The sequence below is a fragment of the Citrobacter sp. Igbk 14 genome, assembly GCF_028069825.1.
Taxonomy (GTDB): Bacteria; Pseudomonadota; Gammaproteobacteria; order Enterobacterales; family Enterobacteriaceae; genus Citrobacter.
The window spans coordinates 1-20,839 of the sequence record NZ_JANEWM010000072.1; the positions used below are offsets into that span (position 1 = coordinate 1).

Annotated in this window: 22 protein-coding genes; 8 read left to right on the forward strand and 14 right to left on the reverse strand. The window is 50.2% G+C overall.

Annotated features, from left to right (window positions below):
* Nucleotides 1-196 precede the first annotated feature (196 nt).
* Both NNN64_RS20295 and mgrB read right to left on the reverse strand, forming a co-directional pair.
* Entirely contained in the window at nucleotides 197-481 is a 285-nt protein-coding gene (locus tag NNN64_RS20295) for a YebO family protein (RefSeq protein ID WP_271442553.1), read from the reverse strand.
* A gap of 74 nt (nucleotides 482-555) precedes the next feature.
* Nucleotides 556-699 (reverse strand): PhoP/PhoQ regulator MgrB, encoded by a 144-nt coding sequence (gene mgrB / locus NNN64_RS20300; RefSeq protein ID WP_202038431.1) that lies wholly within the window; start codon nucleotides 697-699, stop codon nucleotides 556-558.
* A 164-nt stretch (nucleotides 700-863) separates the two neighbouring features.
* Between mgrB and NNN64_RS20305 the strand changes: the two genes are divergently transcribed.
* Entirely contained in the window at nucleotides 864-1,103 is a 240-nt protein-coding gene (locus NNN64_RS20305; RefSeq protein WP_061068061.1) for a YobH family protein, read from the forward strand.
* A 106-nt stretch (nucleotides 1,104-1,209) separates the two neighbouring features.
* On the opposite strand, the gene kdgR is transcribed toward NNN64_RS20305, so the two are convergent.
* Nucleotides 1,210-2,001 (reverse strand): DNA-binding transcriptional regulator KdgR, encoded by a 792-nt coding sequence (gene kdgR, locus NNN64_RS20310; RefSeq protein ID WP_005120190.1) that lies wholly within the window; start codon nucleotides 1,999-2,001, stop codon nucleotides 1,210-1,212.
* Nucleotides 2,002-2,176: 175 nt separating this feature from the next.
* On the opposite strand from kdgR, the gene NNN64_RS20315 reads away from it, so the two are divergent.
* On the forward strand, nucleotides 2,177-3,550 hold the full coding sequence (locus tag NNN64_RS20315; protein ID WP_271442554.1) for an MFS transporter: 1,374 nt from the start codon (nucleotides 2,177-2,179) through the stop codon (nucleotides 3,548-3,550).
* Nucleotides 3,551-3,597: 47 nt separating this feature from the next.
* Here NNN64_RS20315 and htpX read toward each other — a convergent pair whose 3' ends face one another.
* From htpX to NNN64_RS20335, 4 genes are all read right to left on the reverse strand, one after another.
* Nucleotides 3,598-4,479, reverse strand: a complete 882-nt coding sequence (htpX, locus tag NNN64_RS20320; RefSeq protein WP_271442555.1) for a protease HtpX — start codon at nucleotides 4,477-4,479, stop codon at nucleotides 3,598-3,600.
* 192 nt (nucleotides 4,480-4,671) lie between these two features.
* Entirely contained in the window at nucleotides 4,672-6,720 is a 2,049-nt protein-coding gene (gene prc, locus NNN64_RS20325; RefSeq protein WP_271442556.1) for a carboxy terminal-processing peptidase, read from the reverse strand.
* A 19-nt stretch (nucleotides 6,721-6,739) separates the two neighbouring features.
* On the reverse strand, nucleotides 6,740-7,426 hold the full coding sequence (gene proQ, locus NNN64_RS20330) for an RNA chaperone ProQ (RefSeq protein WP_137381595.1): 687 nt from the start codon (nucleotides 7,424-7,426) through the stop codon (nucleotides 6,740-6,742).
* Nucleotides 7,427-7,522: 96 nt separating this feature from the next.
* Nucleotides 7,523-8,020 (reverse strand): GAF domain-containing protein, encoded by a 498-nt coding sequence (locus NNN64_RS20335; RefSeq protein ID WP_048211393.1) that lies wholly within the window; start codon nucleotides 8,018-8,020, stop codon nucleotides 7,523-7,525.
* Between the two features lie 128 nt (nucleotides 8,021-8,148).
* On the opposite strand from NNN64_RS20335, the gene yebS reads away from it, so the two are divergent.
* The 4 genes from yebS to NNN64_RS20355 all read left to right on the forward strand — a co-directional run bounded on the left by yebS (nucleotide 8,149) and on the right by NNN64_RS20355 (nucleotide 13,931).
* Complete coding sequence (yebS, locus tag NNN64_RS20340; RefSeq protein WP_121584744.1) at nucleotides 8,149-9,432, forward strand: membrane integrity lipid transport subunit YebS; 1,284 nt, start codon at nucleotides 8,149-8,151, stop codon at nucleotides 9,430-9,432.
* Nucleotides 9,401-12,034, forward strand: coding sequence for a PqiB family protein (locus NNN64_RS20345; protein ID WP_271442557.1), 2,634 nt, complete (start codon nucleotides 9,401-9,403; stop codon nucleotides 12,032-12,034). Before yebS ends, NNN64_RS20345 begins: the two co-directional genes overlap by 32 nt.
* Before the next feature lie 138 nt (nucleotides 12,035-12,172).
* Nucleotides 12,173-13,594, forward strand: coding sequence for a 16S rRNA (cytosine(1407)-C(5))-methyltransferase RsmF (rsmF, locus tag NNN64_RS20350; protein ID WP_271442558.1), 1,422 nt, complete (start codon nucleotides 12,173-12,175; stop codon nucleotides 13,592-13,594).
* Between the two features lie 100 nt (nucleotides 13,595-13,694).
* Nucleotides 13,695-13,931: a YebV family protein gene (locus NNN64_RS20355; RefSeq protein ID WP_101742234.1), complete on the forward strand. Its 237-nt coding sequence runs from the start codon at nucleotides 13,695-13,697 to the stop codon at nucleotides 13,929-13,931.
* 27 nt (nucleotides 13,932-13,958) lie between these two features.
* Here the strand turns inward: NNN64_RS20355 and NNN64_RS20360 are convergent, their stop codons facing one another.
* On the reverse strand, nucleotides 13,959-15,140 hold the full coding sequence (locus tag NNN64_RS20360; protein ID WP_271442559.1) for an MFS transporter: 1,182 nt from the start codon (nucleotides 15,138-15,140) through the stop codon (nucleotides 13,959-13,961).
* Nucleotides 15,141-15,266: 126 nt separating this feature from the next.
* Here NNN64_RS20360 and NNN64_RS20365 point away from each other — a divergent pair, with 126 nt between their 5' ends.
* Both NNN64_RS20365 and NNN64_RS20370 read left to right on the forward strand, forming a co-directional pair.
* Entirely contained in the window at nucleotides 15,267-16,184 is a 918-nt protein-coding gene (locus tag NNN64_RS20365) for a LysR substrate-binding domain-containing protein (protein ID WP_271442560.1), read from the forward strand.
* A gap of 72 nt (nucleotides 16,185-16,256) precedes the next feature.
* Entirely contained in the window at nucleotides 16,257-16,448 is a 192-nt protein-coding gene (locus NNN64_RS20370) for a YebW family protein (protein ID WP_271442561.1), read from the forward strand.
* Here the strand turns inward: NNN64_RS20370 and pphA are convergent, their stop codons facing one another.
* The 6 genes from pphA to NNN64_RS20400 all read right to left on the reverse strand — a co-directional run bounded on the left by pphA (nucleotide 16,449) and on the right by NNN64_RS20400 (nucleotide 20,772).
* On the reverse strand, nucleotides 16,449-17,090 hold the full coding sequence (pphA, locus tag NNN64_RS20375) for a protein-serine/threonine phosphatase (RefSeq protein ID WP_271442562.1): 642 nt from the start codon (nucleotides 17,088-17,090) through the stop codon (nucleotides 16,449-16,451). It abuts the gene before it with no gap.
* 240 nt (nucleotides 17,091-17,330) lie between these two features.
* Nucleotides 17,331-18,113 carry an HNH endonuclease gene (locus NNN64_RS20380; RefSeq protein ID WP_271442563.1) on the reverse strand — a complete coding sequence of 261 codons (783 nt, stop codon included), beginning with the start codon at nucleotides 18,111-18,113 and terminating at the stop codon, nucleotides 17,331-17,333.
* Between the two features lie 588 nt (nucleotides 18,114-18,701).
* Nucleotides 18,702-19,040 (reverse strand): YebY family protein, encoded by a 339-nt coding sequence (locus NNN64_RS20385; protein ID WP_271442564.1) that lies wholly within the window; start codon nucleotides 19,038-19,040, stop codon nucleotides 18,702-18,704.
* A 16-nt stretch (nucleotides 19,041-19,056) separates the two neighbouring features.
* On the reverse strand, nucleotides 19,057-19,929 hold the full coding sequence (gene copD / locus NNN64_RS20390) for a copper homeostasis membrane protein CopD (protein ID WP_271442565.1): 873 nt from the start codon (nucleotides 19,927-19,929) through the stop codon (nucleotides 19,057-19,059).
* Between the two features lie 3 nt (nucleotides 19,930-19,932).
* Complete coding sequence (gene yobA, locus NNN64_RS20395) at nucleotides 19,933-20,307, reverse strand: CopC domain-containing protein YobA (RefSeq protein WP_271442566.1); 375 nt, start codon at nucleotides 20,305-20,307, stop codon at nucleotides 19,933-19,935.
* Between the two features lie 255 nt (nucleotides 20,308-20,562).
* Complete coding sequence (locus NNN64_RS20400; protein WP_271442567.1) at nucleotides 20,563-20,772, reverse strand: hypothetical protein; 210 nt, start codon at nucleotides 20,770-20,772, stop codon at nucleotides 20,563-20,565.
* Nucleotides 20,773-20,839: the final 67 nt, after the last annotated feature.

The following is a 20,839-nucleotide window of genomic DNA, read 5'->3' on the forward strand; positions in this document are numbered from 1 at the left end:
TCTATGGATAATTATATTTATGTCGAACCAGAGATAAGATATTAATTGGTCAGAGCATCTGGAAAAGCGCAGGTTCCACGTGTGCCAGCGCAGTAATTGCTGGATTGTTGCAGAAGAAAATAATCTGATATCGTTGACGACAGGATGAAGCATCTGAGAATAGCATCTACAGACTCTCACCCTGTCTTTCTGTTTACTACCGTTCGGCTACCAGGCGAATGATGTCATCATCTTCATCCTGAGTTTGCACCGCAGCAGGCTCTTCTGCTTTTTCCGGTTCGTTAGCTTCACAAAGACGACGGAGCAATGCGTTCTGTCGTTTTTGCTGATCCAACAACGCCTCAAGCAGTTCAATCTGCTCGTTAGTACGCGAACTTGCCCGATTGATGAAAAACCACAATACAAGCCCGATTACCAGAACCACCACCGATACCGCTAAAGACGCAAAACTCAACGCGCCAGAATTCAAAACTTCGTTCATTTCACCACCTCAATGTAGACAGCGTAGTTTACCATTGCCGCACAAGAAGGTAATCAACTGTTACTGAAATGCGCTTACCAGGGAATAAATTTATTGATGGCGCAAATTCCGCTGAAAAATTGTACGTCCTGATCGCACATGATGTTGAACACCTGCGCCCACATCAGCATGCATACCAGCACGACAACTATCAGGACCACCCATCGAATTTTTTTCACTCCAACTCCACTCTCCAAACCTACAGCTTATGTTGATAAATTATCATGAGTTACCTAAACCCTAAGTTAACTGTAACGGCATTAAATGTTTTTAGGAATGATTCACTTGTTTCATCCCGTGTACAGGCTAATCTAATAATAACGAGAAAAGATAAGAGGTTGTAATGCGTCTGATTATCCGCGCTATTGTGTTGCTCGCTCTGGTTTGGATCGGTTTATTACTGAGTGGCTACGGCGTTTTGATAGGAAGTAAGGAGACTGCAGCAGGTCTGGGCCTGCAATGTCAATATCTGACCGCCCGCGGAACCAGTACCGCGCAATACGTCCATACCAACAGCGGCATCATTGGCCTGTCAGATTGTCCCCTGTTGAGGAAAAGCACCGTAGTTATCGATAACGGTTAATATAGCAGCAAAAAGTCAGTACGTTATTTGCTCCGGCTACGACGGCAGGTCGTAAAAAAACCCGATACGCTGTATCGGGTTTTTTGCGTTTCGCAACGCGTTAAAATCAGAACGGGTAATCGTTGTAACCCATTTGCTCTGAAATCTTACGCGCTGCGGTGTGCAGCATTTCGACATATTCGTGCAAACGTTCTTCAGAAAAACGCAGCGTCGGGAATGAGATACTCAGACCCGCAATAACCACGCCGAAACGATCAAATACCGGTACACCGATGCAGCGCAGTCCTTCTTCCTGCTCTTCGTTGTCTTCGCCATAGCCCTGCTCACGGACTTTGTCCAGCAATACCAGTAATTCATCGGTGTTCGTGATTGTACGATCTGTACTGCGTTTGTACTCAATACCATCCAGAATTTGTTTCACTTCATCGCGGTCACGCCATGCCAGCAGTACTTTACCAATAGCCGTACTGTACAGCGGATTACGACGACCTACGCGGGAATACATGCGCAAATTGTACATCGAGTCAATTTTATGGATGTAGACAATGCTGTCTTCATCCAGCGCACCAAGATGTACTGTTTCTTTGGTCAGACGCGAAAGTTCACGCATCTGGATGTCAGCGCTACGGATCAGATCAACGTTCTGTAATGCACGCGCGCCCAGCTCAAATAGTTTCAGGGTCAGGGAATATTTCTCAGACTCGCCTTCTTGTGCCACATAACCCAGCGTTTTCATGGTCTGCAAAAAGCGATAAACGGTGCTTTTCGACATCATGACGCGTTGTGACAATTCGGTAATACCAATTTCGCGCTCTTCACCCAGCGCCTGCAGGATGCCAAAAACCTTCAGCACAGAAGATACAGAATCGGGTTGTTTATCCAGATCTGCGATAGCCATTTACCACCTCATTGCGAGTGTTTTATAAAAATCAGAACCGGTTTTTATTATAATTTCACGTACCAACCGCCGCAATCTGTCTTTGCTCACTTAGTTACAAATCTGCGACCTAACGCCTGAATATCAATGCTAAAATTATTATTCTCATCATAATTTCCGACAAAATTGACTTCCTATGGAAAAAATTCAGGCCGATGGCCTGCCATTGCCCCAGCGATATGGTGCAATTTTAACCATTGTTATTGGCATCTCTATGGCAGTACTGGACGGCGCAATTGCTAACGTTGCCCTGCCGACGATTGCCACCGATCTTCAGGCCTCCGCAGCCAGCTCAATCTGGGTCGTTAACGCCTACCAAATCGCGATTGTCGTATCACTCCTGTCTCTCTCATTTTTGGGTGATATGTTTGGCTACCGACGCATATACAAGTGCGGACTGGTGGTATTTCTGCTCGCATCACTCTTCTGTGCCCTCTCCGATTCGCTGCACATGCTCACACTGGCGCGCGTGGCTCAGGGTTTCGGCGGCGCGGCATTGATGAGCGTGAATACAGCACTCATTCGCCTGATTTATCCGCAGCGCCAGCTTGGGCGAGGCATGGGGATCAACTCCTTTATCGTGGCGGTTTCCTCAGCAGCAGGCCCGACTATTGCGGCAGCGATCCTTTCGATTGCCTCGTGGAAATGGTTGTTTCTGATTAACGTTCCACTGGGGATTATCGCGTTGCTGCTGGCCATGCGCTTCCTGCCACCTAATACACCGCGTAACAATAAGCCACGTTTTGATCTGCCCAGCGCGGTAATGAATGCGCTAACGTTCGGTTTGCTAATCACCGCACTAAGTGGTTTTGCACAAGGGCAATCGCTTAAGTTAATTGGTGCTGAGCTCGTAGGTCTCATCGTGGTAGGTTTTTTCTTTATCCGTCGCCAGCTCGCACTACCGGTACCGTTATTACCGGTTGACCTGCTGCGCATTCCGCTGTTTTCGCTCTCGATTTGCACGTCAATCTGTTCATTCAGCGCGCAAATGTTGGCGATGGTTTCCCTGCCCTTCTTTTTGCAAACCGTACTGGGTCGTAGCGAAGTCGAAACAGGACTACTACTCACCCCATGGCCACTCGCGACCATGGTCATGGCACCGCTGGCGGGTTATCTGATTGAACGCGTTCATGCGGGTCTTTTAGGTGCGCTGGGTATGGCCGTCATGGCAAGCGGGTTATTCTCGCTGGTACTACTGCCTGCAACGCCTTCTGATTTTAATATCATCTGGCCGATGATTTTATGCGGTGCGGGTTTTGGCCTGTTCCAGTCACCGAATAACCACACCATCATCACCTCCGCGCCGCGTGAACGCAGTGGCGGTGCGAGCGGGATGCTGGGAACGGCACGCTTGCTTGGACAAAGTACCGGGGCAGCACTGGTTGCATTGATGCTAAACCAATTTGGCGACAGCGGTACGCACGTCTCGCTGATTACTGCGGGCATCCTGGCAACTGTTGCGGCTATTGTTAGCGGATTACGCATAACCCAGCCCCGGATTAAGGCATAAAAAAAGCGCGTCTTTCGACGCGCTTTCTCTTTTTCGTTTACCACGAATTACTTCAGGTATTCACCACTACGCAGCGCTTCAATGCGTTTATCCAAAGGTGGGTGAGTCATAAACAGCTCACTCAACGATTTGGATTTACCGTTGATGCAGAACGCCATCATGCTGGTCGCTTCCTGCGGCTCATAACTGGTTTTCAGACGCTGCAATGCGGCAATCATCTTCTCACGACCAACCAGTTTTGCAGAACCGGCATCCGCATGGAATTCACGATGGCGTGAGAACCACATGGTAATAATGCTCGCCAGAATACCGAACACCAGTTCCAGCACCGTCGCCACGGCAAAATAGATTAATGGGTTACCGTTACTTTCCTCACCTTCATCGCGGTTCCCACCCATAAAACCAGCGGCAATTTGCGCAAGAATACGCGAAATGAAGATAACAAAGGTGTTCACTACCCCCTGAATCAGCGCCATGGTAACCATATCGCCATTGGCAATGTGGCTAATTTCATGCGCAATAACAGCTTCAGCTTCATCCGGGCTCATGTTTTGCAGCAGGCCAGTACTAACCGCTACCAGCGAAGCATCCCGGCGTGCGCCGGTAGCAAACGCGTTAATATCAGGCGCGTGATAGATAGCGACCTGCGGCATTGCAATTCCGGCCTGACGAGCCTGAGTCGCTACCGTATTCATCAGCCAGCGTTCTCTCTCATTACGCGGCTGCTCAATAACTTCTCCACCAACGGACTTTAACGCCATCCATTTGGACATCAGCAGCGAAATGAAGGAACCACCAAAACCAAACAGCAGTGCCATGATTAACAAGCCTTGAACGCTGCTTGACTGAATCCCTGTCAGGCTCAATACCAGCCCGAAAACGACCATCACAGCCAGGTTCGTCAGCAGGAAGAGCGCGATTCGCATCATAATTTTCTTTTAACCTCAATTTAACAAAACGCACTATGCGATTACCCATATCGTATGGGTCTTACGGCTATTTTCAAGCATGCATAGGTGCTAAGTCACCAGAAAGACACAACTTTACATTTTATCGTATCAGACTGACGACTTCATGCGCTTGTTAAAAAAACAGGCACAATTTCTTGTGCCTGTTTGACGTTATTGACTGGTCGCGGGCTGTTCCGCTGGCTTTTCTTTTTCAAGATGCGCCAGGTCGAGCGCGATTTTCACCGTTTCATCCAGATACGGATCTGGCTCCTGGTAATCCTTCGGCAGATCGTCCAGTTTCTTCAGCAACGGCTTACCTTCTCGCTTAAACCGATCGTTGATACGCGCCAGACGCATTGCGTCATCTTCGTTATTCTCTTTCTCACGCTGGGCGTAATTCAAAGAGGCGATGTTGCGCTTATCCTTCATTGCGTTGAAACGCGCAATGTCTTTCATGATGTACTGGAACTCAGGATCGTTCGCAATACGTGCATTGTGCTCTTTCAGCAATTCCGGCCCAAACGGCGTCAGGTTATCGGACTTGGTGTAGGTTGCAGCATCAATGCTGTCCCACGGCAGCGCGTTATCTTCGAACTTCTCACCGGTTTCGGTTTCTTCATTACCTGTTGGCATGATGATATCCGGCGTTACGCCCTTACGCTGCGTACTGCCACCATTAACGCGGTAGAACTTCTGAATGGTGTACTGAACAGAACCCAGTGCCGGCCATTCCGGACGCAGCATCTGATCGTAAATACGATTCAGAGAACGATACTGCTGTACGGTACCCTTACCAAACGTCGGTTCACCGACAATCAGTGCACGGCCGTAATCCTGCATCGCTGCGGCAAAAATCTCTGATGCAGAGGCACTGAAGCGGTCAACCAGCACCACCAGCGGACCTTTGTAGTAAACAACGCCATCGGTATCGCTGTCTTCGCGCACCTTGCCGTTGTTGTCACGAACCTGAACCACCGGACCAGAAGGGATAAACAGACCAGAAAGCGAGACCGCTTCGGTCAGTGCGCCACCACCGTTGGTGCGCAGATCGATAATCACGCTGCTGACATTCTGTTTTTCCAGTTTCTGCAGTTGAACTTTAACATCATCTGTCAGGCCAACATAAAAACCAGGAATATCCAGAACACCGACTTTTTCTTTGCCAACGGTTTTTACCGACATTTTAACGGCACGGTCTTCCAGACGAATACGCTCACGCGTCAGCGTAACGGTACGTGTCTTGGTGCCCTTACCCGCAGGCAGGATCTCAAGGCGAACTTTGCTGCCTTTTGGTCCTTTGATCAGCGCGACAACATCATCCAGACGCCAGCCAATCACATCCACCATGCCTTTACCGGTCTGACCGACGCCAACAATACGATCGCCAACGCTTATCGCTTTGCTCTTCGCCGCAGGGCCACCTGCAACCATGGAATTAATGACGGTGTAGTCATCATCCATTTGCAGAACCGCGCCAATACCTTCCAGAGACAAGCTCATTTCAGTATTGAACTGCTCAGTATTACGTGGAGACAGGTAGTTAGTATGTGGATCGATTTCGCGTGCAAACGCGGTCATCGCCAGTGAGAACACATCTTCACTGTTTGTCTGTGCCAACCGGCGGATGGCGAATTTGTAACGACGTGTCAGTGTTTCACGGATTTCAGCGTCGGTTTTACCCGTCAACTTCAGGCTGAGTTCGTCAAATTTAACCTTGCCGTCCCACAGCGCATTCAGCTCTGCTTCGCTTTTCGGCCACGGAGCTTTACTCCGATCGAGGTTAAAGTTGTCGTTACCGGTGAAATCCATTGGACGAGCCAGTACGCTTAATGCGTACTGGTAGCGTTCAAACCGGCGCTTTTGCGCCAGATTATAGAGATCGTAAAAGACATCGAGCTTGCCCGAACGCAGTTCATCACCGAGGACGGTTTTCTTTTTGGCAAACTGCTCGATATCGCTCGCCAACAGCACGTTATGGCTGTAGTCGAGCAGATTCAGATAGCGGTCAAAAATTTTCGCCGAAAACGCCTGATCCAGATCGAACTGGCGATAATGTGAACGCGTAAAGCGTGATGTCACACGTTCACTCACCGTCGCATGCTGGGTTTCTTCCTTTAAAACGGGGATTTGATCGGCACGCGTGATGTCTTCCACAGCGAGTGCCTGGCCTGCAAATGCAAGCAGACCAGCTAACGCAGTAAGCCTAAAAAAAGTGTTCATGCCAGGCCTGGCCTCCGTTTCAGAACACCAGGTGTTCTGCGCGTACAATCAAAGACATACCCGAATTCAGCTGTACACGGACGCCATCTTTGGTGATTTCTAATACGGTGGCATCCATCGCATTATTACCTGCTTTCACCTTCAGAGACTGCCCTACCGTCAGCACTGAAATATCAGATACTGGGGTATGCTGTTCTTCACGAGGAGCACGCGGTGCTTTTGCCACTGGTTTTTCAGCGCGAGGTTTACGCTCAGCACTTTCTTTACGACGCGGTGCAGGACGCGGCTTGCGCTCACGACGCGGTGCGTCTTCTTTTTCACCAGCAGCGGCCGCCGCTTCGCGTTTTTTCGCCTGTTGCTCTGCACGTTGCGCCTGAACGCGGGCTTTAGCTTCTTCAAGCTGTTTACGCGCATGTTCAACGTGTTGCTCATCCAGCTCACCACATGGGTTGCCGTCGAGGTCGACACGCGTTGCGCCCAGCTTAACGCCGTACAGATAACGCCAGCTTGAAGTATAGAGACGTAAGGCCGAACGGAGCTGTGTTTTACTGAGGTTCATTTCGCCCTCAACACGCTCTACCAAATCCTGAAAAATGCCAATTTTCAGCGGGCGCGCTTCGCCTTCCGCACTAAAACACTGCGGGAAGCGTTCGGCCAGAAACGCGATGACTTCTTTACTGCTATTCAACTTAGGTTGATTTTCCATGAAATTTCCTGATTACAACGGACGTAGCCAACAAGCGCAGGCATGAACAGGCGTCATTATAATGACGTCATCAGTAATTGCTACGTTATCCGTTGATTATCCTGCGACGGTCGCAAAGAATTTTTTGTAATCCGTCGTTGCAAGCACGGTTTCAAGCTGTGCCACAAGCGTCCGCAGCCCCTGTTCATCTTCTTCAGTAAAGCGACCAAACGCCGTGCTATCAATGTCCAACACGCCGATAATTTGATTCTCAACCGTAATCGGCAGAACGATTTCCGCATTGCTGGCAGCATCGCAAGCGATATGGCCATCAAAGGCATGCACGTCCTCTATACGCTGAACCTGGTTCTGCGCCACCGCAGTACCACACACGCCGCGCCCTACCGGGATGCGAACGCAGGCGATTTTCCCCTGGAAGGGACCGAGCACCAGCGTAGTGTTCTCAAGCAGGTAAAAACCTGCCCAGTTCACTTCTGCAAGACGTTCGTACAATAACGCGCTGGTATTCGCCAACGTTGCCAGAAAACTGGTTTCACCTGCCATTAATGCCTGAAAATCACGGTTCAGATCCGTGTATAGCTCTATTTTGTTCATTATGTAATCACTTAGTTGTCTTACTTAAAACTGCAGCCTACTAAAATAAACATTAAATGCGTAAATGCTCAAGATCATTCCCATCATGGGTTAAGATAACATTACTTCAACACTTTGATTCGCGATACATGGCCCTTACTCATCCACGCATCACGCCGACTAAAAAAATAGCGATCAGGTCCATTGGTGAAGCGCTACCCCGTGCGCATTACCAACGATGCCCTGAATGTGACCTGCTGTTTAGCTTGCCGAAAATGCGTTCGCACCAAAGTGCATTCTGCCCACGCTGTCAGGCCAAAATTCGTGACGGCCGTGACTGGTCGTTAACGCGACTGGCGGCAATGGCTTTCACCATGCTGTTACTGATGCCCTTTGCGTGGGGAGAGCCGCTGCTGCACATCTATTTATTAGGCATACGCATTGACGCGAATGTAGTACAGGGCATCTGGCAGATGACCCGGCAAGGCGATCCGCTGACAGCATCCTTTGTGATGTTTTGCGTCATTGGCGCTCCCGTGATACTCGTGTCATCAATCGCTTATCTGTGGTTTGGTAATATTCTCGGCATGAACCTGCGCCCGGTATTATTGATGCTGGAAAGGCTTAAAGAGTGGGTCATGCTTGATATCTATCTTGTTGGTATCGGCGTCGCCTCGATCAAAGTGCAGGACTACGCTTTTCTGCTGCCCGGAGTGGGACTCTATGCCTTTATCGCACTGGTGATCCTGAGCATTTTGACGCTGTCGCACCTCAATGTTGAGCAGTTGTGGGAACGTTTTTATCCACAAAGGCCCGCACGCCGCCCCGACGGACAGCTTCGTGTATGCCTCGGCTGTCACTTTACAGGTTATCCTGATGCCCGAGGCCGCTGTCCCCGTTGCCATATTCCATTACGCTGGCGCAGAAATCAGAGCATCCAAAAGTGCTGGGCAGCTCTGCTGGCCTCGATTGTCCTGTTGCTGCCTGCTAATCTGCTGCCCATCTCGGTAATTTACGTTAACGGTGCCCGTCAGGAAGACACTATTCTGACCGGTATCATGTCCCTGGCGAACAGCAACGTTGGCGTAGCGGCCATTGTTTTTATCGCCAGTATCCTGGTGCCATTCACTAAAGTGATTGTGATGTTTACGTTGTTGTTCAGCATCCAGTTTAAATGTGAACAAGGATTACGCACCCGCATCCTGCTACTCCGTATGGTGACCTGGATTGGTCGCTGGTCGATGCTGGACCTGTTTGTTATCGCCTTAACAATGTCACTGATAAATCGCGATCAGATACTTGCTTTTACTATGGGACCGGCTGCGTTTTATTTCGGTGCAGCGGTAATATTGACTATTCTTGCAGTGGAATGGCTGGACAGCCGCTTACTTTGGGATGCACATGAGTCAGGAAACGCCCGCTTCGCAGATTGAAGCGCAAATTAAAACAAAACGCCGTATCTCTCCGTTCTGGCTGCTGCCGTTCATCGCGCTAATGATTGCTGGATGGCTCATCTGGGGCAGCTATGAAGATCGTGGCAATACCGTGACCATCGACTTTATGTCCGCGGACGGCATTGTGCCAGGCCGAACTCCCGTGCGCTATCAGGGGGTCGAAGTTGGCACCGTGCAGGATATCAGCCTGAGTAAAGATCTGCGTAAAATTGAAGTTCGCGTCAGCATCAAGTCCACCATGAAGGATGCTTTGCGCAAAGACACGCAATTCTGGCTGGTCACGCCGAAGGCATCACTGGCGGGCGTTTCTGGCCTCGATGCGCTGGTTGGCGGGAACTATATCGGGATGATGCCGGGTACCGGCGAACCGGAAGATCATTTCGTCGCGCTCGACACACAGCCAAAATATCGGCTGAATAATGGCGATTTAATGTTGCATCTGCAGGCACCCGACCTCGGTTCCCTTAACAGCGGTTCGTTGGTTTATTTCCGCAAGATCCCGGTAGGCCGGGTCTATGACTACACCATCAACCCCAATCATCAGGGTGTAACCATCGATGTCCTGATTGAGCGTCGCTTTACCAATCTGGTGAAAAAAGGCAGTCGTTTCTGGAATGTGTCCGGGGTGAATGCCGATGTCAGCCTGAGCGGCGCAAAGGTAAAACTGGAAAGCCTGGCCGCGCTGGTCAATGGCGCCATAGCCTTTGACTCCCCAGAAGATTCGCAACCTGCTGCCGCCGACGATACGTTTGGGCTATATCAGGATCTCGCCCACAGTCAACGTGGCGTGATTGTCAAGCTGGCGCTACCCAACGGCGATGGACTGAAGGCTGGATCAACCCCGCTGATGTATCAGGGCCTGGAAGTCGGTCAACTGACCAGACTGGATTTGAATCCAGGCGGTAAAGTCACCGGTGAAATGACCGTCGACCCCAGCGTTGTAACGCTACTGCGCGATGGCACGCGCATTGAGTTACAAAACCCCAAATTATCATTAAACGATATGAACCTGAGCTCGCTGCTAACAGGAAAAACGTTTGAACTGGTGCCCGGCGAAGGTGAGCCACGTAGCCAGTTTGTGGTGATCCCCGGTGAACAGTCCCTGCTTCATGATCCCGGCGTTATGACGCTTACGCTGACCGCCCCGGAAAGCTACGGCATCGATGCCGGCCAGCCGCTGATCCTTCATGGCGTACAGGTCGGTCAGGTTATCGAACGGAAGCTATCAAGCAATGGCGTTTCATTTATCGTTGCTATCGAGCCACAGCATCGTGCACTGGTGCAAGGTGACAGCAAATTCGTGGTTAATAGTCGAGTGGATGTCAAAGTGGGCCTTGATGGCGTTGAGTTCCTTGGTGCCAGCGCCAGCGAATGGATAAGCGGCGGTATTCGCATTTTACCCGGTACCAAAGGTGAAATGAAAAAAAGCTATCCGCTGTATGCAAACCTCGAAAAAGCCATTGAGAACAGCCTGAGCGATCTGCCCACCACCACCGTCAGCCTGAGCGCCGAGACGCTACCCGATGTGCAGACCGGGTCGGTGGTGCTATACCGCAAATTCGACGTCGGTGAAGTCATTAGCGTACGCCCTCGTGCCGATGCATTTGATATCGATCTGCATATCAAACCGGAATACCGCAATCTGTTAACCAGCAACAGCGTGTTCTGGGCTGAAGGTGGCGCAAAAGTTCAGCTTAACGGCAGCGGCCTGACCGTACAGGCATCTCCCTTGTCACGCGCGCTAAAAGGGGCGATTAGCTTCGATAATCTGAGCGGTGCCAGCGCCAGCCAGCGTAAAGGCGACAAGCGTATTTTGTACGCGTCAGAGACCGCTGCACGTGCGGTAGGAGGACAGATTACTCTGCACGCGTTTGACGCCGGGAAACTCGCCGCAGGGATGCCAATTCGCTACCTGGGGATCGATATAGGTCAGATCCAGACCCTTGAACTGCTCACCAGCCGTAACGAAGTTCAGGCAAAAGCGGTGTTGTATCCGGAGTATGTCCAGACGTTTGCGCGTAGCGGTACACGTTTCTCGGTGATTACCCCGCAAATTTCAGCGGCAGGTGTAGAGCATCTGGATACCATCCTACAGCCCTATATTAACGTCGAACCAGGACGCGGTAATCCGCGCCGTGATTTTGAACTGCAGGAAGCGACGATTACTGATTCACGTTACCTTGATGGTTTGAGTATCGTGGTAGAAGCGCCAGAAGCTGGTTCGCTGAATATCGGTACTCCGGTTCTGTTCAGAGGTATTGAGGTGGGGACCGTCACGGGTCTGACGCTGGGTTCACTGTCCGATCGCGTGATGGTGGCCATGCGCATCAGTCAGCGCTACCAGCACCTGGTGCGCAATAACTCTGTGTTCTGGCTGGCATCTGGCTACAACCTCGATTTTGGCCTCACCGGCGGCGTCGTGAAGACGGGTACCTTCAATCAGTTCATCCGCGGTGGTATCGCGTTTGCCACCCCACCAGGTACGCCACTGGCGCCGAAAGCGCAGGCGGGTAAACACTTCCTGCTGCTGGAGAGTGAACCGAAAGAATGGCGTCAATGGGGAACCGCCCTGCCACGCTAATCTTTCCCCCGCTCCGGCGTACTCGCGCCGGAGCGGTTAGCCTTGTCATACTTCACGTAGGAACGTTGTTGTCCTGTAACTCGAATTATTGAGGGTATATGCTACACTGCGCACTTGTTTTTTTGCCGGTGGTACCAAGTGGCTTATTTTCCTGACGCCTTTCTGACGCAAATGCGTGAAGCAATGCCTTCCACGCTCTCTTTTGACGATTTTCTCGCAGCCTGCCAGCGCCCATTACGCCGCAGCATCCGCGTCAATACGCTGAAAATCTCCGTTGCTGATTTTCTCGACTTAACCGCGCCTTATGGCTGGTCACTCACTCCGGTTCCCTGGTGTGCTGAAGGCTTTTGGATTGAGCGCAACGGTGAAGAATCTGTACCGCTCGGCAGTACGGCTGAACATTTAAGCGGCCTGTTTTATATTCAGGAAGCCAGTTCGATGTTGCCTGTTGCTGCGTTATTTGCCGATGGCAATATCCCGGAGCGGGTGATGGATGTTGCCGCCGCGCCAGGCTCCAAAACCACGCAAATTGCCGCCAAAATGAATAATCAGGGTGCAATTCTGGCGAATGAATTTTCTGCCAGCCGCGTCAAAGTTCTGCATGCCAATATCAGTCGTTGCGGGATTGCGAACGTCGCACTCACTCATTTTGATGGCCGCGTGTTTGGCGCCGCGTTGCCAGAAACGTTTGATGCCATTCTCCTGGACGCACCGTGCTCAGGCGAAGGCGTCGTGCGTAAAGATCCCGATGCACTAAAAAATTGGTCCATCGAAAGCAATCTGGACATTGCTGTTACCCAGCGCGAGCTGCTTGATAGCGCCTTCCACGCCCTTCGCCCTGGCGGCACACTGGTTTATTCCACCTGCACACTTAACCGTGATGAAAATGAATCCATCATGCAGTGGCTAATAGAGACTTACCCGGGCGCCGTCGAATTTCTTCCTCTGGGTGATTTATTCCCGGAGGCCAGACGCGCCCTGACACCAGAGGGATTCCTGCATGTCTTCCCGCAAATTTATGACTGTGAAGGCTTCTTTGTCGCGCGTTTGCGAAAAACTGCCCCTATACCTGCGCTGCCAGCGCCGAAATATAAGGTGGGAAATTTCCCCTTCAGCCCGCTGAAAAGCCGGGAAGCCGCACAAATCACCCAGGCCGCTACCGCCTGTGGATTGCAGTGGCAAGACAATCTGCGCCTTTGGCAGCGTGATAAAGAAATTTGGTTATTCCCGACAGACATTGAACCACTGATTGGTAAAGTTCGTTTTTCCCGCCTCGGGATTAAACTCGCTGAAACCCACAATAAGGGTTACCGCTGGCAGCATGAGGCGGTTATCGCCCTTGCTAACCCAGAACACCGCAATGCGTTTGAACTGACGCTTGAAGAAGCGGAAGAGTGGTATCGCGGCAGAGATGTCTACCCACAAACCTCTCCAACAACCGACGATGTACTGGTTACGTTCCAGCGTCAGCCGATTGGACTGGCAAAACGGATCGGATCACGGTTGAAGAACAGTTATCCACGCGATCTTGTCCGGGATGGTAAACTCTTTACGGGATAACGCACGTTTTTACTGGCGCTTTTGCTAACGTTGACTACGCTGAAAAATGGGCGGCTTAACTGGTCGTACCACAACCAGCAAATCAACGGAGAGCACGATGATGAAAACCAGTGTGCGCATTGGCGCTTTTGAAATCGACGACGCCGAGTTACATGGCGAATCGCCGGGGGACCGAACGTTAACCATTCCGTGTAAATCCGATCCGGATTTATGTATGCAACTGGACGCCTGGGATGCCGACACCAGCGTCCCGGCCCTTCTCAATGGAGAACATTCCGTTCTATTCCGCGAGCACTACGATCGTAAGTCAGATGCCTGGGTCATGCGCTTTGCCTGATTCAAAAAGAACCCGTCGCCAGACGGGTTATTTATTGGCGTTAAAACAATTAACTCTAAGCACGCAGGCACAGAAGAAAGCGATGGTTCCCCCCGCAGCCAACACACTATAAGCGAGTTCCCAGCTTTGCGTTGAATCCATCACCACACCAAATGATAAAGGCGCAAGAGACCCCACACCAAATCCAAGTAGCGACCGCAATCCCATCACACTCCCCAGCTTTGCCTGAGGCACATTATCGGCAATCGCGGCAGATAAAACGCCCGAATCGCCAAGAATGAAGAAACTCCCCATAAACGCAAACAGCAACGTCCACCCCGCCCCCCAGGAAACCGATAATCCCATCAGGAGTGAACTCAACGCGCCGGCAGCGCCCATGAAGATCAACACCGTTGCGCGATTAAAATAATCGGAGATTGCTCCTACAATCAGCGTCGAGAACATCCCCGATAAATGTACGGCACAGGCGACGATCAATCCGGTGGTTATCGGCTCCATCTGCCAGGCTTGCAACGCACCCGTCACCAGGCTAGGGGTCCATGCCCAGCTCCCCAGTAACTCCCAGCAATGCGCAATATAACCCGCCATCAGCAGTATTGCGCCAACCGACAGAACATGGCGCTTTGCCGATCCCCCCTGCTTCTGCGTCCTGTGCATGTCTTCCTGATAGCCGGATAACGCCACTGAACCGGATACCGCACCAACCAATGCGCCAGCGGCACATAAATAGAACGCAAAGGACGCTCCCCAGCGCAATGCTCCCCAGGCGGAGATAAATACCGACAGCAGGTAGCCAAACGAACCTGCGGCCAGGATCATCCCAACGGCAAGTCCTCGTTTGGGCACACTGTTCATACCCATCGCCAACATCATCGCTGGCGTATAGGCCCCACCCTGGGTCAATCCGACGAAGGCCATCATGACCAGAGCGGAAGAGTAAGAGCGGGCAAAACAGGCGAAAAGCAATAAAGCGAACACACCGAACCACGAGAAAATGAGATACACCTTGCGAGCCCCCAGATAGTCACACAGCCAGGAGGCAGCAAATAAGGCACAGGCGTTTGAAATACTAAATACCGTCTGTATTGTTCCCGCAGCGGCGGCGTCGATATGCCACTCATCGCGTATTACCGGAAGTGCACCAGCAAAAGCCATTGTCCCCAGGCATGTCCCCGCCCGGCCAAGGCAAAACAAATTGAATGCTTTCACTAAAATTGCCTGCAGAAAAAGTGGATATCAATAGTGAATCAGAACGTTGAAGGCCATGTTATGAGCAAGGGGAAGACGCTGACAAACGATCTTTATTGCGTCCATTGGTTGAGTTAAACTCAACCAATGACACGATTGCTCTCGCTCCCCCATTTGCCGGCATTCGAAGCTGCTGCACGCAGAAGCAGCTTCAGTGCGGCTGCTGATGAACTGTTTATCACCACAGGAGCAGTCAGCCGACACATCCGCACACTGGAAGAACAACTGGGTGTACAACTGTTTTATCGTGCACACAAATCTGTCAGGCTGACGAGTGCCGGTGAGACCTTTTCCCGCGTCGCAACACGGTTACTCGATGAACTTGCGCAGGCAGAAAAAGAGGTCAGCGCTAACGTTTTTTCGGGAAGATTAACCGTCCAGTGCCTGCCCACATTCGCCATGCACTGGCTAATGCCAAGACTGGCTGAGCTGAATGAAGTCCACCCTGAGCTCACCGTCGATGTCACCACCAGCATCGGTCCCGTTAGCTTTGCCTCTCCCTTTGATATCGCTATTCGCCGGGATCCGGCGCATTTTTCCGGACTTAAACCTGTGCCATTTCTTCGGGAATCAAGCCTGCTGGTTTGCAGCCAGCAGTATCTGCACAGCCGACCGCTGGTCTCGCCAGATCAACTGGGCGATCATATAAAAATTCAAATTCGTGCGCGTAACGATCTCTGGAAACGCTGGCATAGCCATTTCCCAAATGATCATCATGAAAGTAACCAGATTATCACGCTGGATCATACGTTTGCGGCAATGCAGGCGGCTGAAGATGGTTTGGGCTTGGTTGTAATGCCCTATTTATTCTGTGAAAAACACCTGAAAACAGGAAGGCTGGTTGCGCCATTTGGCGATTTGACCATCGATACCGGAACCTACTCTCTGCTATGGAACGACAGACAAGATGAGGCGGTAAGAAAATTTACCCACTGGTTGCAATCTTTTGAACTGCCCGCTGAAACATCCCTGCCCTTCACGAGTGAACACACAGTGACGCGTTAACGTATTTCTCCTCGCCCCATTAACTGCAATTTCTTCTACACTATTGATACGGCAACACAATTTGAGGATGGAATGTTCACGCTGATTCTTTTTGTTTGCTACCTGGATGGCGGTTGTGAAGATATCGTGGTTGATGTCTACAATACGGAACAGCAGTGCCTAATTTCGATGGACGATCAGCGTATTCGCAACGGCGGATGCTTACCTGCCGAAAACTATATCGACAGCTTCTGGCACCCTGCTCAGGAATATAGTGATTTCTAATTATTGTAACTGTACCAACGTTAGCTCGCCGCCAAATACCGCGCCGGTATCAATATAGTGCAGATTATCGCGATCAAGCCGATGGCGCAGAGGCGTATGGCCAAACCAAAAGTGATCTGCGCCATGAATTCCACTGCCTTTATTCATTAATCGCGCACGATCCCACAACACCCGTTGTAAATCGACCTCTTTTCGCCACAGATAATCATCATCCGGGTAATCAGCGTGGGCAATCACATGTACGCCATTCTGACAATGCAGTTCCAGAATCCACGGTAATTGCTGACAGGCTTCAAGAGCAAACCTTGCCGCGGGTTGTGCTGCGTGCGAAAACCACGAGCCCCCATTCATAAACCACAACTGCAGATCCCCCGTCACCAGTGCATCCAGCGCCATTTGCTCGTGATTCCCCCTGACCGCCACGATCCAGTTCCGGCGCAGCAACTGTAGACAACGCAGACTATCAGGCCCACGATCGGTAACATCGCCGACAGAAACCAGCAGATCCCGCCACGGATCAAACCGACACTGGCGCAATTTATCCATCAGCATAGAAAAACAGCCGTGAAGATCCCCCACGACCCAGATGTGACGCCAGTTTGTTCCTTCTATCCTTTGGTAGACGTTATCAGACTGACCCATATGACCTTCTGCACTCAGATATTCCCTGCCTATAACTTTAGCAACAGCGCCATGAAATGAGGAGAATGCCGCATGCGACACGCGATGATTTGCGCAGGGTACGATTTGACATCACGACAAACCCTCTGCCGTCGATGTCATGCAGACAGAATAACTATGCTGTGAATGCTGCCCACATGTCGCCTATGCAATAGGGCTTCTTCACTTTTAATAGCGCTACTACTCTGCCTGGCCCATCCGTTACTTCATTGATAGATCAACTGGTTTCAGTGGCTCCCTCAGTTCAGTATCATGAAAATCTTTGTATCGTGGTTCAAGACGAGCTGATTCTGAAAGAATAACTCGGTTATCCCGAAAACTCAGATGGTCACTATCAAATAACTTATGGAGATCAGCAGCAAGTGCAATTCCATTTTCTACACTCGGTAATCCTTTATTGGCATGGCTAATTATATGGCAAGCTTCAACTGCCAAAGAACTGCCAGTAATTGCGCATTTACTGCCCCAATTTAACATCACCGCTTTGCGAAACTTTGCCTGCTCCCGGCGAATCTTAACCATGCGTAAACCGTCTTCCCTGCGAGCATATTTTCCAATTTGATCCTCAGGTACAGCAATCAGTAAACTGAGAACCGACACAATTTCTTCGCACAACGGAGCTTCGAATGAAACTCCCTGATGACAGAAATGTCGTTTAAAATTAGTCCACGCCTCTTTTCGATTGCTGGGGGGAAGTTGTTCACCAACAAGCACTTCATCCATTGGTAGGAAAGTATCAAGATTGGATAAGTCTTTCAGCTGAACTCGATAGGGATAAGCACTGTTTGGGTCTACTAAAGTGTCAATAATTTCGAACACACCACACAACTGGAAATCTCGCTTTCCAGAGAGTTTTTGAATAACAAAAAGGCGGTCACCCGGGTTCACTTGACGGGTTTTCCATTCCTGCCCAACCCCGTACCCATTACTGTAGTCAAAATCTTTTGTATTTTTGGGACCATGATAAGCATAGAAATATTTCATTTTCATTCCTTTTGAAGAGCCAATAAAGAGTAATATCGACAATCCCACGAGAAAACTTAACGTATAAATGCTGTACAGCGGACTGTTGTTTCATGCTACAGGTGCCGTCTGCATGAAAGCATGGTTTCAAGTCTTCGCGTCAGAAAAGGGAACACATAGAGGATTTTGCTCTGAGGTTGTTTGGGGTATAAAAATTTAACAATGGCCCAAAAATACCTGGACGCACGTGGTGTAGAATATGTTATGGTTTAGACAGGATATGGAAATTTCGAGTAGTTTTCGCGAGGTTTCGTGAAAGCATCGAAAAAAATCAATGAGAATAAGCACATAAAAAGAGACCGAATACGATTCCTGTATTCGGTCCAGGGAAATGGCTCTTGGGAGAGAGCCGTGCGCTAAAAGTTGGCATTAATGCAGGCTAAGTTACCCTGCCATTTAAGAATAGATGACAGCGCCAGGTTTTCCAGTCCGCGACTAAAGTGGCCTGAAAAAAAGGGTGATTGTCACTCGCTACAATGTAAAAACCGCAAGTTCTCCTGTGAGAGCCTTGCGGTTTTTTATTGGAAATCAGAGCGCTACATCTGACAATTAACAGAGCTTTTCTGCACGCTCGATAAACGGAGTAAGGCTCATTTTTTCGCCAGGTTTAGCCGGATTGTCAATCTGGATAATGTCGATCGGTTTTGCCGTGGTTTTACCACTCTCAACCTGCTGTCTGGCAACATCATTCAGTGGGTATTGCACCAGCGTGCTGGGGTTGATGACATACAGCGCGTTGCCCGGACGGCAGGTCAGCATCACCTCTTCACGATTAAACGCCCATTTATCTTTGCCAACCTCAAAACGACTGACGGTAATAACCTGCGGCGCAGCCAGTGCCGCTCCTGAACTTGCCAGTAGCAATAAAGAGATAATGATTTTTTTCATACGTTTTGCCAGTCCATCAGAACGGTTCGAGGGTTGCAAACAGGCTGACAATTGCCAGCACAGCAGCGCCTATACCCCATTCCAGCTTCGTCATCCAAATAAAATAGAGGGTCATGCAGCGATTATCCTGCTGCATACGTGGAACAAGAACATACCGATTCACCAGCGCAATCGCCACCATTAGCATGACCAGGGCACATTTTAACAACAGCAGTTTCCCATAAGCCGCATGCCAGGGAACAGAAAAACCGACAATAAACAGTGCATTCATGATGCCGGTAAGCAATACGCCAACCACAAAAAGATGCCCATAGCGGGAGAAGCGCATCATGGTCTTGATGGCTTGATCGCGCCAGCGTCCTTGTGCCATTTTCATACAGTAGAGCACCGGCAGCAAGCCGCCAAACCAGGCAGCTGCGCATATCAGATGCAGCGCATGGTTAACCTGATGAAGTGTACCCGTTACACCATCGTGTAGTGTTGCATGCCCAACGCCCGCCAGCAGAATAAACTGAGCAATCGTCAGCATTAGCAGTCGTCGCGGCATACTGCGCGGTACGATAATGGTCACCGCCAGTGTGACCAGCGCAAGGATAATTTGCCACAGCCAGACGCCCCCGAATTGTGTCTGTAGGACGGCTCCCCAAACGGTGATGGAGAGGACATCCTGCCAACCCGCGCCCATTAATCCTCCCTGAACCGCCAGCATCAGCGTCGCACTGACAAAGCTCCACGCCGCGGCGTGGCGTTGCAGATGTAAGAAACGACGCATCATCAAACGACGGAGCGAAACAGGAGCCAGCCATGCGCCATAGAGCGCACAGCCAAACACCAGCATCAGCGTGGTAAAATGGATAAAACGCAGTGCAACCCAGGTAAACGCCAGCATCGGTTATTTCACGCTAAAGCTATATTGTCCTTTCGTCTTGTGCCCATCCACTGACACAACGTGCCAATCGACCGTGTATTTTCCTGTTTCCAGTGACTGAACGAGCGGAATAATCAGTTGCGTTTTATCCTGCTCATTACGCGTTGCCTTACCCGTTTTTATCTGTTCTTTTTGCGGGCCTGTCAGCGTTGCTCCGCTGAATGCAGGTTCGACACCTTCAGAAAAATTGAGCGTCAATGCCTGGGGTGATGCCGTGATCTGAGCATTAGCCGCAGGACTTTGTTGTGTCAGATGCGCATGCGCCAGGGCTGCGGGTGTCGCCAGAAATCCAGCAAGAGCGATGAGAGCATAGCGAAGTGAAGATGCAGATGAAGCCATATCAACTATTCCTTTTTGTTATGTCTAATCTGTAGAGAATAACCTTCTACAATGATCGAGTCGAGAATCATCATTTCAGGCTTGCCATAATTAAGCTTGATGCGAATCACTTAACTCGTTGATTTTTATTTATCATAAACACAAAAAACCACTACCAATGGCTGCTCTTTCAGCTTTACACCAGAGTTCTCAAGGCAATGGTTATAATATATCGCAGCCTGTACCCAGTTTGTAACACAATAAAATCTAAAAAATTCAATTACTATCGTTAGTATCGAAAGTCTTGGTGTAAGGACAGTGTTTCGACTTCGTGATATAGGTAAACGTGTAAATGCTATTGCTATAAACACAGAGAGTCCGACCACTCGTCGTTGTTGATTGCTCGGGACCACTTATTGTTATGCGACCAGCTGAAGCACTAAAAGCTAGCAACATACCGATTACTATCAACATTATACCTCTCATGTCTCCCCCTGAACTCTCAATAGCGGGTGAAAATTCACACAATATTCATTCAGTAAAAATGATAACC